This is a genomic window from Streptomyces sp. NPDC029152 (assembly GCF_055564355.1).
This window is the reverse complement of the sequence record NZ_JBVHWR010000003.1, coordinates 192932-206130: the sequence shown is the minus strand read 5'-3', so window position 1 is coordinate 206130 and position 13199 is coordinate 192932. Positions and strand designations below refer to the sequence as shown.

13 protein-coding genes are annotated in these 13199 nt (G+C 73.5%); 9 read left to right on the top strand and 4 right to left on the bottom strand.

The window, feature by feature from the left end:
• Positions 1-316 precede the first annotated feature (316 nt).
• From ACZ4V6_RS07575 to ACZ4V6_RS07565, 3 genes are all read right to left on the bottom strand, one after another.
• A complete protein-coding gene (locus ACZ4V6_RS07575) occupies positions 317-967 on the bottom strand; it encodes a hypothetical protein (protein ID WP_467823539.1) in 651 nt (216 codons plus the stop codon).
• Positions 968-1108: 141 nt separating this feature from the next.
• Positions 1109-1804 carry a GntR family transcriptional regulator gene (locus ACZ4V6_RS07570; RefSeq protein WP_467823537.1) on the bottom strand — a complete coding sequence of 232 codons (696 nt, stop codon included), beginning with the start codon at positions 1802-1804 and terminating at the stop codon, positions 1109-1111.
• Positions 1805-1919: 115 nt separating this feature from the next.
• Positions 1920-3275: an aminotransferase class III-fold pyridoxal phosphate-dependent enzyme gene (locus tag ACZ4V6_RS07565; protein ID WP_467823536.1), complete on the bottom strand. Its 1356-nt coding sequence runs from the start codon at positions 3273-3275 to the stop codon at positions 1920-1922.
• Positions 3276-3444: 169 nt separating this feature from the next.
• Between ACZ4V6_RS07565 and ACZ4V6_RS07560 the strand changes: the two genes are divergently transcribed.
• From ACZ4V6_RS07560 to ACZ4V6_RS07550, 3 genes are all read left to right on the top strand, one after another.
• The gene (locus ACZ4V6_RS07560; protein WP_467823535.1) at positions 3445-4068 is read left to right on the top strand and encodes a DJ-1/PfpI family protein; all 624 of its coding nucleotides are present in this window, start codon (positions 3445-3447) and stop codon (positions 4066-4068) included.
• On the top strand, positions 4065-4529 hold the full coding sequence (locus ACZ4V6_RS07555) for a MarR family winged helix-turn-helix transcriptional regulator (protein ID WP_467823533.1): 465 nt from the start codon (positions 4065-4067) through the stop codon (positions 4527-4529). Before ACZ4V6_RS07560 ends, ACZ4V6_RS07555 begins: the two co-directional genes overlap by 4 nt.
• Before the next feature lie 74 nt (positions 4530-4603).
• Positions 4604-6559, top strand: a complete 1956-nt coding sequence (locus ACZ4V6_RS07550; RefSeq protein WP_467823532.1) for a serine/threonine-protein kinase — start codon at positions 4604-4606, stop codon at positions 6557-6559.
• A gap of 288 nt (positions 6560-6847) precedes the next feature.
• On the opposite strand, the gene ACZ4V6_RS07545 is transcribed toward ACZ4V6_RS07550, so the two are convergent.
• The gene (locus tag ACZ4V6_RS07545; protein WP_467823530.1) at positions 6848-7600 is read right to left on the bottom strand and encodes an SLATT domain-containing protein; all 753 of its coding nucleotides are present in this window, start codon (positions 7598-7600) and stop codon (positions 6848-6850) included.
• A gap of 276 nt (positions 7601-7876) precedes the next feature.
• On the opposite strand from ACZ4V6_RS07545, the gene ACZ4V6_RS07540 reads away from it, so the two are divergent.
• The 6 genes from ACZ4V6_RS07540 to ACZ4V6_RS07515 all read left to right on the top strand — a co-directional run bounded on the left by ACZ4V6_RS07540 (position 7877) and on the right by ACZ4V6_RS07515 (position 13199).
• Complete coding sequence (locus tag ACZ4V6_RS07540; RefSeq protein ID WP_467824331.1) at positions 7877-8215, top strand: YbaB/EbfC family nucleoid-associated protein; 339 nt, start codon at positions 7877-7879, stop codon at positions 8213-8215.
• 59 nt (positions 8216-8274) lie between these two features.
• Positions 8275-8874: a recombination mediator RecR gene (gene recR, locus ACZ4V6_RS07535; protein WP_352148671.1), complete on the top strand. Its 600-nt coding sequence runs from the start codon at positions 8275-8277 to the stop codon at positions 8872-8874.
• Positions 8867-9526, top strand: a complete 660-nt coding sequence (locus tag ACZ4V6_RS07530; RefSeq protein ID WP_467823529.1) for a DUF5063 domain-containing protein — start codon at positions 8867-8869, stop codon at positions 9524-9526. The genes recR and ACZ4V6_RS07530 overlap by 8 nt, the downstream gene beginning before the upstream one ends.
• Before the next feature lie 272 nt (positions 9527-9798).
• Positions 9799-11076 (top strand): aspartate kinase, encoded by a 1278-nt coding sequence (locus ACZ4V6_RS07525; protein WP_467823527.1) that lies wholly within the window; start codon positions 9799-9801, stop codon positions 11074-11076.
• Positions 11076-12152 carry an aspartate-semialdehyde dehydrogenase gene (locus ACZ4V6_RS07520; protein ID WP_467823526.1) on the top strand — a complete coding sequence of 359 codons (1077 nt, stop codon included), beginning with the start codon at positions 11076-11078 and terminating at the stop codon, positions 12150-12152. Before ACZ4V6_RS07525 ends, ACZ4V6_RS07520 begins: the two co-directional genes overlap by 1 nt.
• 471 nt (positions 12153-12623) lie before the next feature.
• On the top strand, positions 12624-13199 hold the full coding sequence (locus ACZ4V6_RS07515) for a SigE family RNA polymerase sigma factor (RefSeq protein WP_289938324.1): 576 nt from the start codon (positions 12624-12626) through the stop codon (positions 13197-13199).

Below are 13199 nucleotides of genomic sequence, written 5' to 3'. Positions count from 1 at the left end.
GGCGCGTGCGATGCGCGCGCCGCTCGAGGCGGCCCCGGACGCGGAGGGGACCGACGAGCTCATCCGCAGCGGCAGGACGCCGGACGTGATGAACGAGGCCCCCCGGCAGGATCGAGCCGGAAGCCGCCTGCTCCGGGACCCCCGAAGAACGGCGGACGGCCCCGCCGTTCTTCGACATGCGGGACGGCGTCCGGACGCCGCCGCTCGGCGAGCCGTTCCTCACCGAGACGAACGCCGAGGTCCGGATGTGCCCGGTCACGAACCGCGACGACCCGGCGAAGGGGCTCTCCCGGCCCGGCCGGCAGTCCGGCGCCGGTCAGCTGAAGACGATCATCGACCCCTGGGCCAGGCTCCGCGTGGCCGCCGCGTGCAGCCCCAGCCACACGTGGCGCTCACGGGCGAAGGGGCTGGGGTCGTACGGCGCCGCCGCGGCAGGCTCCTCCAGCTCCGTCGGGGCGAGTGGCGCCTGCGGCGCCGCCGGTGGGTTGGCCGGATCGATGCCGAGGGCCGGGGCGACGGCCTCCAGTTCCCGCAGGAGGGTGTGCGAGGAGCCCAGGGGGCCGCCGTTCTCCAGGAGTTCGTCGCTGGACAGCGGGTGCGGGAAGTCGACCGGGACGTAGGCGCCCGCGTGGTCGTAGTGCCAGACCAGGTGCGACTGCTGGGCCGTCGTCTCGAACATCTCCAGCAACTGCTCGTAGTCACCGCCGAGTTCGTCCACCGGCGTCACCGGCAGCCCGCACACCTGGAGCAGGTACGCCCGGCGCAGGAAGTGCAGCGCGTCGTAGTCGAAACCGGCGACCGGGGCGACCTCGCCGGACAGGCCCGGCATGTACTGGTACACGGGCACCGGCGGCAGTCCGGCCTCGGCGAGCACCTTGTCGTATTGCGCGAGTTCCTCGGCGAACGGGTTGTCCGGTGTGTGGCACAGGATGTCGACGAGCGGTACCAGCCACAGGTCACAGGCCAAAAGAGGGCTCCTCACGCAGCACGGTGGTCAAGGAAGCGTAGTCGGTGCGCGGTGCGTGCAGGTCCCATACCCATCTGGGGCCGGGCCACGACACGCCGGACGCCCGTCCTCGCCGGTCCCCGTCCGCCGCGCGCCCCGCGCTCACTCCCCGGTGAGCCGTTCGATGAGGGCGAGGGAGTGGGCGTTGTAGGCGTCGACGAGCGCGCGGGCGGCGCGGACGTCGCGGCGGGCGAGGGCGTCGACCAGTTCGGTGTGCCCGGACCACAGGGCGCCGCGCAGGTCGCTGAGCCGGCGCAGGTGCTGCACCGTGCACACCCAGCTCCGCACGCGCAGCCGGTGCAGGAAGTCGGAGAGGTGGGGGTTGCCGAACAGGACGGCCAGCTCCCGCCAGTAGCGCAGGTCGTAGCCGATGAGGACGGTCAGGTCACCGGCCGCGGCGGCGCGCTGGGCCTCCTCGCCGCGCCGCCGCACCCCCGACAGGGCGGCGGTGAGCCGCTGGCCGTCGGGGAGCCGCCCGGCCCGGCGGGCGTCGGCGAGGGCGACGAACATCCCGTCGGTGACCAGGCCGCGGGCCTCGACCATGTCGCGGAAGTCGTCGACGGAGTACTCGTGCACGCGGAAGCCGCGGTGGTGGTCGCTGTCGAGGAGTCCCTGCGCGGTCAGGTCGACCAGCGCCTCGCGCACGGGCGTCGCGGACACCCCGTACTGGTCGGCGATCTCCTTGACGGTGAACTCCTGCCCGGGCCGGAGCCGTCCGGCCAGCACCTCGTCGCGGAGCGCGTCGGCGATCTGGCGCCGCAGGGTGCTGCGCGTCACGGCGCCACTGGGGCCGGGCATGGTCGGGCGTCCTCCTCGTCGGGTGCGGGCGGTGTGCTCGTACGCACCTGGCCGGTGTGTACGAGCACGTCACCTTACGCGCCCGGGGCGCCCCGGGGCCGGTCGCCCGGCGGGTCTACTCCGTGTACTCGTCCGCCACGGACAGCGCCGTGTCCAGCGCCGCCAGCCCCTCCTTCAGCTCGGCCTCGGAGACGTTGCACGGCGGCACCACGTGGGTCCGGTTCATGTTCACGAACGGCCACACGCCGTGGGCCTTGGCGGCGGCGGCGAAGGCGGCCATCGGGGTGTTGTCCCGTCCGGTGGCGTTGTACGGCACCAGCGGCTCCCGGGTCTCCCGGTTCCTCACCAGCTCCAGCGCCCAGAACATGCCGACGCCGCGCACCTCGCCGACGCTCGGGTGGCGCTCGGCCAGCTCCCGCAGCGCGGGCCCGACGACCTCGGCGCCGAGCCGGGCCGCGTGCTCGACGATCCCCTCCTCGGCCATCACGCCGATCGTGGCGACGGCGGCGGCGCAGGCCAGCGGGTGCCCGGAGTACGTCAGCCCGCCGGGGTAGGGGCGCTCGGCGAACGTCTCGGCGATCCTCGCGGAGATCGCGACGCCGCCCAGCGGGACGTAACCCGAGTTCACGCCCTTGGCGAAGGTCATCAGGTCGGGCACGACGTCGTACAGGTCGGCCGCGAACCAGGTGCCGGTCCGCCCGAACCCGGCCATGACCTCGTCGAGGACGAAGACGATGCCGTACTTGTCGCAGATCTCGCGGACCCCGGCCAGGTAACCGGGCGGCGGCGTCATGATCCCCGCCGTGCCCGGGACCGTCTCCAGGACGACCGCCGCGACCGTCGCCGGCCCCTCGAAGACGATCGTCGACTCCAGGTGCTCCAGCGCCCGCGCGCACTCCTGCTCCTCGGTCTCGGCGTAGAAGCGCGAGCGGTACAGGAAGGGGGCCCAGAAGCGCACGACTCCGGCCGTGCCGCTGTCCGAGGCCCAGCGGCGGGGGTCGCCGGTGACGTTGACCGCCTGCTGGGTGCCGCCGTGGTACGAGCGGTACGCCGACAGCACCTTCGGCCGCCCGGTGTGCAGCCGCGCCATGCGCACGGCGTGCTCGACGGCGTCCGCGCCGCCGTTGGTGAAGAAGATCTTGTCCAGGTCGCCGGGCGTCCGCTCGGCGATCAGCCGCGCCGCCTCCGAGCGCGCCTCGACGGCGAACGCGGGCGCGAACGTCGTCATCCTCGCGGCCTGCTCCTGGATCGCGGCGACGACCTTGGGGTGCTGGTAGCCGATGTTGGTGTAGACGAGTCCGCTGGTGAGGTCGAGGTAGCGCTTGCCGTCGTAGTCCCAGAAGTACGACCCTTCGGCGCCCGCGACGGCGAGCGGGTCGATGAGCTCCTGCGCGGACCAGGAGTGGAAGACGTGCGCGCGGTCCGCGGCCTTCACGGCGGCGCCGGCCTGGGGGTTGGGCTGAGGGGTCATGCGGCCGAGGGTAGATGTCCGCGATGCGGAAGCGGAATCGGCGTCCTGTATGTGGTCGGGGGCTTTCCACGACAGGTTGTCGACGCGGTGGGGACCGGGAGGAGAATTGACAGCATCCTGTCGAAGTGACAGCCTTCTGTCATAAGCCACCGCGCTCCGAGGAGGAGTCATGAACGGCACCGCGAACGGCACCCGCAAGCCCGTCCACCTCGCCGTGTACGACACCCTGGCCGACTGGGAGACCGGCCACGCGACGGCCCACCTCGCCCGCGCCGGGTACGGCATCCGCACCGTCGCCCCGACCACCGCCCCGGTCACGAGCGCCGGCGGCCTGCGCGTCCTGCCCGACCTGGCCCTGGACGGCCTGCGCCCCGAGGACAGCTCCCTGCTGATCCTCCCGGGCGCCGGCCTGTGGGACACCTCCGACGACCTGGCCCCCTTCGCCCGCGCCGCCCGCGCCTTCCTGGACGCCGGCGTGCCCGTCGCCGCCGTCTGCGGCGCCACCGCCGGGCTCGCCCGCGAGGGCCTGCTCGACGACCGCGCCCACACCGGCGCCGTCCCCTTCCACCTGGCCGCGACCGGCTACGCGGGCGGCGAGCGGTACGTGGAGGCCGACGCGGTCACCGACGGCGGCCTGGTCACCGCGGGCCCCACCGAACCGGTCGCCTTCGCCCGCGAGATCCTCGGCCTGCTCGGCGTGTACGAGGGCGAGGTGCTCGACGCCTGGTACCGGCTGTTCCACGACTCCGACCCGGCCGCGTACGCCGTGCTGGAGGAGGCGGGCGCCGCGTGAGCCGGGAGCGGCAGGACCTGCTCAGCCGGGGCGCCCTCGGCGTCTTCCGGCTCAACGGCCAGTTCCTCGCGGTCGCCGAGGAGCTGGCCCGCCCCGCCGGCCTCTCCGCCGCCCGGTGGCAGGTGCTCGGCGCGGTGCTGCGCGAGCCGCTGCCGGTCTCCGGCGTCGCGCGGGCGATGGGCATCACCCGGCAGAGCGTGCAGCGCATCGCCGACCTGCTGGTGGAGCGCGGCCTCGCCGAGTACCGGCCCAACCCGGCCCACCGCCGCGCCAAGCTCCTGGCGCCCACCGACGCCGGCCGCGCGGCCGTCTCCCGCATCGGCCCGGGGCACGCGGCCCTCGCGGACCGGCTGGCCGAGGCGTGCGGGGGGGAGGCGGAACTGGCGGCGGCGGTCGAGGCCGTCGAACGCCTGTCCAGGGCGCTGGGCGAACTCGAGGGCCCGCCTGTTACGGAACCGTAGACGACGCAGGGTCACCGGACGTGCGCGCCGCACTATCCTCGGGATGTTGCTCACGTGGGGGAAGGCGGCGCAACATGCACAAGCTCGGGGACGGGGATCCGCAGAGCATCGGGGCCTACCGCCTGCTGGGGCGGCTCGGCGCCGGCGGCATGGGACAGGTCTACCTCGCCCGGTCGGACCGGGGACGCACCGTCGCCGTCAAGCTGGTGCGCGAGGAACTGGCCGCGCAGGAGGAGTTCCGCCAGCGGTTCCGCCAGGAGGTCGAGTCCGCGCGCCGGGTCGGCGGGTACTGGACGGCGCCCGTGCTGGACGCCGACACCGAGGCCGCCGTGCCGTGGGTCGCCACCGGGTACGTCGCCGGGCCCAGCCTCCAGCAGGTCGTCGGGCACGACCACGGGGCCCTCCCGGAGCGCTCGGTGCGGACCCTGGCGGCCGGACTCGCGCACGCCCTCCAGGACATCCACGCCGCCGGGATCGTGCACCGCGACCTCAAGCCGTCCAACGTCCTCGTCACCATCGACGGCCCCCGCGTCATCGACTTCGGCATCGCGCGGGCCCTGGAGACGGTGACCGACGGCGGACTCACCCGCACCGGCGCGCTCGTCGGCTCGCCCGGCTTCATGGCGCCCGAGCAGGTGCGCGGCGACCGGATCACACCCGCCTGCGACGTCTTCTGCCTCGGCTCGGTCCTCGCCTACGCCGCCACGGGCGAACTGCCCTTCGGCACGGCCAACAGCGGCGTGCACGCGCTGATGTTCCGCATCGCGCAGGAGGAACCCGACCTGGAGGGCGTGCCCGAGGGCATCGCCGACCTGGTCCGCGACTGCCTGGAGAAGGACCCGGCGGACCGCCCCTCCCTCACCGAGGTGCTGGAGCGCACGGGCGCGCAGGACACCGTCGCGGAGGGCCGCTCCAGGGACCCCTGGCTCCCCGGCGCGCTGGTGGCCCAGCTCGGCCGGCACGCGGTGCGGCTGCTGGACACGGAGAACCCGCAGGACCCGGGGGCACCGGCCGCGCCGGCGCCGGGTCCTGCGGGTGCCGCGGGACCCGCCGAGCCCGGCCCCGCCGAGCCCGGCCCCGGCGTCCCGGGACCCGCGGCCGCGCCGGCACCCGCCGCTCCGGACGCGGCCCCGGAACCGCCCGCCGCCGCGGGCCCGCCGCCCCCGCGCCGGCCGGGCAGTGCCCCGGTGAACCACCTCCCCACCCTGGTCGCGGGCGGACAGGGCACCCCGGCGCCCCCGCCCGCGCACCCGCGACAGCCCTCCCGGCCGCCCGTGCACGGCTACGCCCCGGCACCGGACGCCTGGGGCCGGCCGCCCGGAGGGCAGGGGACGCCGCCGCACCACCCCTACGGCGGACCCGGCCCGGCCCCGACCTACGGGCCGCCACCCGGCTCCACCCCGCCGTACGGCCCTCCGCCGCCCTACTACGGGCCGCCGCAGGAGCCGGCCCGCCGGGGGCGCTCCACGGCGCTGCTGGTCGTCGTCGCGCTGGTCGTCGCGCTCGGCGCCGGCGGCTCGGTCTACGCGCTGATGAGCGGCGGCAAGGACGGCGAGGGGGCCGGCGGCGACCCCACGGCCGCCCCGACCGCCGGCGCACCCGAGACCCCGGGCACCGACACGGCCGGACAGAGCCCGACGTCCGGGGCGAGCACCCCGCAGAGCCCGACGTCACCGGAGGGCACGATCCCGTCCGGGTACCTGGGCACGTGGGCCACGACCATCGACAACGCCTCCGGCGTGCACACCCGGCAGCTCACCATCCAGCAGGGCGAGGTCGGCGACACGGTGCTGTCCCTGGTCGCCGACGGCCCCGCCGGCAACGGCACCTACCACTGCGTCTTCGAGGCCGACCTGACCGCCGCCCCGGACACCGACGGCCCCCTGCGCTTCGGCCCCTCCACGGTGACGACGGGCCCGGCCTCCTCCTGCACCCCGGGAGAACCCACCGAGGTCACCCTCCTTCCCGACGGCACCCTCACCCGCACCAACACCACGACCGGCGAGGCCCTGAACTACACCCGCCGATGAGCCGCCGCGACCGGGGACGCAGCCGCGGGCGGCAGTCGTGCCCCCCGGTGCCCGAACGGCCGGGGAGGCACCCCAGGGGCGAGGGGGGCCTCCCCGCTCATAGGAGCCCCCGCGCGCGAGCGGAACCGAGCGCGGGGGAGAAGCCGAGCGCGGGGGAGAAGCCGAGCGCGGGGAGGGCGGGCGCTGGGGGACCCCTCCGGGGAGGCGCCCCGCCGGCGCCGGGCCCGCGCGTCCCACCCGTGCTCCAGCCCCGGCGCCGGCCCACGCGACCCCCTCACCGCCCGCCGCTCACCTCGGGTCCGGCGGCCGCTGCCGGGGCATGTTCGGCCGGGCCCCGTTCGCCGGCACCGAGAACCGCCCCACCGCCCCCGCCCCCGCCTCGGACCGCCCCCCGCCGAACCCCGCCGACTGCAGACCGAGCGGCGCCGCCCCGGACCGGAACCCCACCATCCAGTCCGCCGTCTCCACCCGCACCAGCTCCGTCACGTCCTCCGAGAACCGCCGCAGCACCCCCAGGCACCGCTCGGCCGCCTCGCTCGCCGTCCCGTCGGCCGGGCCCAGCACCTCCCGGACGCTCTCCGACGCCCAGTCGAACTGCAGCGCCTGCAGCCGCCGCTGCACCGCCTGCGCCGTCGCCACGTCCCGCATCCACCCGGAGGTCACCCCGAAGTACCGGTCCGCCGCCACGCACGCCACCCCGAGCAGCAGCGCGAGGTACCCCCAGGGCGCGGCCCCGCCCGCGACGCCCGTCATGTCCAGCAGCGGCAGCACCGCCCCGGCGAGCACGCCTCCCGCGGCCCCGCCCCGCAGCAGCCGCGCCCCCCGCCGCTTCCCCACCCGGTCCGCGAGGTACCAGGCCGCCGTCTCCAGCGCGCCCCGCTCCACCCACCGGTACAGCTCCTCCAGCCGCTCGGCGGGCAGCGCCCAGTCGCCGAGCGGAAGCGCCCGTCCGGTCAGATCGCCCGGAGCGCGTCCGGCCGCCCCCTCGCCGCGCGGCCCGTCCTGCGGCAGCTCCTCGGGCTGCATCTCCGGCTGACCCACCCGGCACTCCCTACTGATCACCGTCCGTGAAGACCTCGCGGCGCTCGTGTGACACCCGAGGCTGACGCGCCGGACCCTTCCTACCGCCCAATGGGTGGCGAAGACCCCGTTTCGGCCTCTTTTCCGCCCGGAAGGGGGCCTTGATCAGGTATAGGGCGCGCAGCCGCATCACCCGAAAGAGTGCTGGGGCAAGGGCCGCCCGGACCACGTAGGCTCGTGCCGAACGGGAAAAACCCGCCGCGACAGCGCGGTGACAGCGGCGACAAGGAGCTGAACGTGATCCCCGGTGGTGGCCAGCCCAACATGCAGCAGCTGCTCCAGCAGGCCCAGAAGATGCAGCAGGACCTCGCGAAGGCGCAGGAGGAGCTGGCGCGGACGGAGGTCGACGGACAGGCGGGCGGCGGTCTGGTGAAGGCCACCGTCACTGGCTCCGGCGAGCTGCGCGGCCTCACGATCGACCCGAAGGCGGTGGACCCGGAGGACACCGAGACCCTCGCCGACCTGATCGTCGCCGCCGTCCAGGCGGCCAACGAGAACGCGCAGAGCCTCCAGCAGCAGAAGCTGGGCCCGCTCGCCCAGGGCCTGGGCGGCGGCATCCCCGGTCTGCCTTTCTAAGACGGGCCGAAGCCCTCTACCGTACGTAGTGCAGGAACCTCAGGAAGGACGGCAGTCCGTTGTACGAAGGCGTGGTCCAGGACCTCATCGACGAACTCGGGCGGCTGCCCGGCGTCGGCCCCAAGAGCGCGCAGCGGATCGCCTTCCACATCCTCCAGGCGGAACCGACCGACGTACGGCGTCTCGCCCAGGCCCTCATGGAAGTGAAGGCCAAGGTCCGCTTCTGCGCCACCTGCGGCAACGTCGCGCAGGAGGAGCAGTGCGCCATCTGCCGTGACGCCCGCCGCGATCCTTCCGTCATCTGCGTGGTGGAGGAACCGAAGGACGTCGTCGCCATCGAGCGCACCCGCGAGTTCCGCGGCCGGTACCACGTGCTCGGCGGCGCGATCAGCCCGATCGACGGAGTCGGCCCCGACGATCTGCGCATCCGTGAACTGCTCGCCCGCCTGGCCGACGGCACGGTCACGGAACTGATCCTGGCCACGGACCCGAATCTGGAGGGCGAGGCCACGGCCACCTACCTCGCCCGGATGATCAAGCCCATGGGCCTCAAGGTCACCCGCCTGGCCAGCGGCCTCCCGGTGGGCGGCGACCTGGAATACGCGGACGAGGTGACCCTCGGCCGCGCCTTCGAGGGGAGACGACTCCTAGATGTCTGACGCCACGCTGCACGCGACCGACCAGAACCCCGACGACTTCGCGGTCCAGATCGCGGACCAGATCGAGAGCTTCCTGGTCGCCGTCACCGAGGTCGCCAAGGGCGACGAACCGGACTCGGCGGTCCCCTTCCTCCTCCTGGAGGTCTCCCAGCTCATGCTGGCCGGCGGCCGCCTGGGCGCCCACGAGGACATCGTCCCCGACGAGCGCTACGAGCCCGACCTGGGCCCCGAGCTGGACGTGGACGAGCTCCGCGAGAACCTCGCCCGCCTCCTGGAGCCGATCGACGTCTACTCCGAGGTCTTCGACCCCTACGAGCCGCGCAGGGCCTCGGTCCCGGCCCGCATCTCGGACGACCTCACCGACGTCATCACCGACCTGCGCCACGGCATGGCCCACTACAAGGCGGGCCGCACCACGGAGGCGCTGTGGTGGTGGCAGTTCTCCTACTTCTCCAACTGGGGTTCCACGGCGTCGGCGACGCTGCGCGCCCTCCAGTCGGTCGTCGCCCACGTCCGCCTGAACCAGCCCCTGGAGGAGCTGGACGGCCTCGACACCGACCAGGACCCCGGCGACGACGCCCTGGAGCGGGAGGCGGGCCGGGTCATGGTCGAGGAGATCGCGGGCCCGCTGGGCCTGCGCCAGGTCAGGTGACGGTGCCGGGCGCCGCTCCCGCACGGGGAGCGGGACGCCGTGCTCGCCGGGGCTCCGGGGGCCCCGCGGACCGGGCCGCCCCGCTTGTGAACGTGTGACTCACCGCACTTTCCCGAGTGGCCCGCGCCCTCCTGGGCATGAGCCTGCCTGGACGGGCACGAAGTCTCACCATGCGATACCGCAGGGGGGAATTTCGGACGCTCGATAGAATGAGCCGACCGCAGTACAGGTACGTACGTGCGGAAAAATGACGGATTGAGCGAGGAGCGCACGTGGGCCTTGTCGTGCAGAAGTACGGAGGCTCCTCCGTAGCCGATGCCGAGGGCATCAAGCGCGTCGCCAAGCGGATCGTGGAAGCGAAGCAGAACGGCAACCAGGTGGTCGCCGTCGTTTCCGCGATGGGCGACACGACGGACGAGCTGATCGATCTCGCCGAGCAGGTCTCCCCGATGCCTGCCGGGCGCGAGCTCGACATGCTGCTGACCGCCGGAGAGCGTATCTCCATGGCCCTGCTGGCCATGGCGATCAAGAACCTGGGCCACGAGGCGCAGTCGTTCACCGGAAGCCAGGCAGGTGTCATCACCGACTCGGTCCACAACAAGGCCCGGATCATCGACGTGACGCCGGGCCGCATCCGCACCTCGGTGGACGAGGGCAACATCGCCATCGTGGCCGGCTTCCAGGGCGTCAGCCAGGACAGCAAGGACATCACCACGCTGGGCCGCGGCGGTTCCGACACCACGGCCGTCGCCCTCGCCGCCGCGCTCGACGCGGACGTCTGCGAGATCTACACCGACGTCGACGGCGTGTTCACCGCCGACCCGCGCGTGGTGAAGAAGGCGAAGAAGATCGACTGGATCTCCTTCGAGGACATGCTGGAACTCGCGGCCTCCGGCTCCAAGGTGCTCCTCCACCGCTGCGTGGAGTACGCCCGCCGGTACGACATCCCGATCCACGTGCGGTCCAGCTTCAGCGGACTGCAGGGCACGTGGGTCAGCAGCGAGCCGATCAAGCAAGGGGAAAAGCAGGTGGAGCAGGCCCTCATCTCCGGAGTCGCGCACGACACCTCGGAGGCCAAGATCACGGTCGTCGGCGTGCCGGACAAGCCGGGTGAGGCCGCCGCGATCTTCCGGGCGATCGCCGACGCCCAGGTCAACATCGACATGGTCGTGCAGAACGTGTCCGCCGCCTCCACGGGCCTGACGGACATCTCCTTCACCCTGCCGAAGTCCGAGGGCCGCAAGGCGATCGACGCGCTGGAGAAGAACCGCTCCGGCATCGGCTTCGACTCGCTGCGCTACGACGACCAGATCGGGAAGATCTCGCTGGTGGGCGCCGGGATGAAGACCAACCCCGGAGTCACCGCCGACTTCTTCACCGCGCTGTCCGACGCCGGCGTGAACATCGAGCTGATCTCGACCTCCGAGATCCGCATCTCGGTCGTCACCCGCAGGGACGACGTGAACGAGGCCGTGCGCGCCGTGCACACCGCCTTCGGGCTGGACTCCGACAGCGACGAGGCCGTCGTCTACGGGGGCACCGGGCGCTGATGTCCGACTTCCCGGGCGCCGGGCGCACCGGACGGCCGGCCCTGGCCGTCGTCGGAGCGACCGGCGCCGTCGGTTCGGTGATGCTCCAGATCCTGTCCCAGCACGCGGACATCTGGGGTGACATCCGTCTGGTCGCCTCGCCCCGCTCGGCCGGCCGCAAGCTGTCCGTGCGCGGCGAGGAGGTCGAGGTGGTGGCGCTCACCGAGGAGGCCTTCGACGGGGTCGACGTCGCCATGTTCGACGTACCCGACGAGGTCTCCGCGCAGTGGGCGCCCGTCGCCGCCGCCAAAGGCGTGGTGGTGGTCGACAACTCGGGCGCGTTCCGGATGGACCCGGACGTGCCGCTCGTGGTGCCCGAGGTCAATCCGCACGCCGTCCGGATGCGTCCGCGCGGCATCGTCGCCAACCCCAACTGCACGACACTGTCCATGATCGTGGCGCTGGGCGCGCTGCACGCCGAGTTCGGGCTGCGCGAACTGGTCGTCTCCTCGTACCAGGCGGTGAGCGGGGCCGGACGGGACGGTGTGGACACCCTGCGCCGGCAGCTGTCGCTGGTGGCCGGCACCGAGCTGGGGACCCACCCCGGCGACGTGCGGCGGGCCGTCGGCGACGACACCGGGCCCTTCCCGGAGCCGGTCGCGCTGAACGTCGTGCCGTGGGCCGGATCGCTGCGCGAGGACGGCTGGTCGTCGGAGGAGATGAAGGTGCGGGACGAGTCCCGCAAGATCCTCGGACTGCCGCGGCTGCCCGTGGCGGTGACGTGCGTACGGGTCCCCGTGGTCACCACGCACTCCCTGACCGTGCACGCCCGCTTCGAGGGCGAGGTCACCGTCGACGGGGCGCGGGAGATCCTGGCCACCGCGCCCGGCGTCGTCCTCTTCGACGACCCGGCCGCCGGCGAGTTCCCCACCCCCGCCGACGTGGTCGGCACCGACCCGACCTGGGTCGGCCGGGTGCGGCGGGCCCTGGACGACCCGACGGCGCTCGAACTCTTCGTGTGCGGGGACAACCTGCGCAAGGGCGCCGCGCTGAACACCGCGCAGATCGCGGAGCTGGTGGCGGCCGAGCTCGGCTGAACGGGGTGCGGCGGGGCGGGAGATCGGGCCGCCGCGGGCTTCGTTCGTATGATCTGTGAACGAGATGTGATCGGGAAGTCGGTCCGGGCCACTTGTACCCGGCACCCAGGGCATCAGAGGATTTGCTCCCCGCCCTCCGCAACCGTGCGAAGGGCGGGGAGCGTCTTTGCGGTCACCCACTCGGGGCGCGGGGCGCGTGGATCGGCGCGGGGGCGCCGAGAGCGGGCGTGGAGACGCCCGTTCGCATGGGACATAGGGGAAGAGCGGGACGATGAGGGCCTATGACGCACCGTCAGCAGGATGCCTGCCCGGCAGACGCGGGAACGTGACGCCCGGCACGTACAACCCTCTTGGGGGCGGGCGTGTCCAACTGGCGTGGCAGAGGTACTCGAATTCACCGCAGCGCGTGGCCCCGCCGTGCGGGCGCCCGTCCGGCCGGTCCGTCCCCGTGCGGCCGGCGCGGCCGGTGGCATGCCGGTGATCGCGCCGATGCCCGCAGCGCGGCCGGCCCGCATACCGAACCAGCGTGACGGCGCCGAGGACGTCGTGGCGGCGGGCACCACCGTCGACCACCTCACCGAGACCTACCGCGCCCACTACCGGTCGCTGCTCGGCCTCGCCGCCCTCCTCCTCGACGACACCGCCTCCTGCGAGGACGTCGTCCAGGAGGCCTTCATCCGCGTCCACTCGGCGCGCAAACGCGTGCGCGACCCCGAGAAGACGCTGGCCTACCTGCGGCAGACCGTCGTCAACCTCTCGCGCTCGGCACTGCGCCGCCGCATCCTCGGTCTCAAGCTGCTCTCGAAGCCCATGCCGGACATGGCGAGCGCGGAGGAGGGCGCCTACGACCAGCTGGAGCGCGACTCCCTGATCAAGGCGATGAAGGGACTGCAGCGCCGTCAGCGCGAGGTCCTGGTCCTGCGCTACTTCGCCGACATGACCGAGGCGCAGGTCGCCGAGACGCTCGGCATATCGCTGGGCTCGGTGAAGGCGTACGGGTCGCGCGGCATCGCGGCGCTCAGGGTGGCCATGGAGGCGCCGGCATGA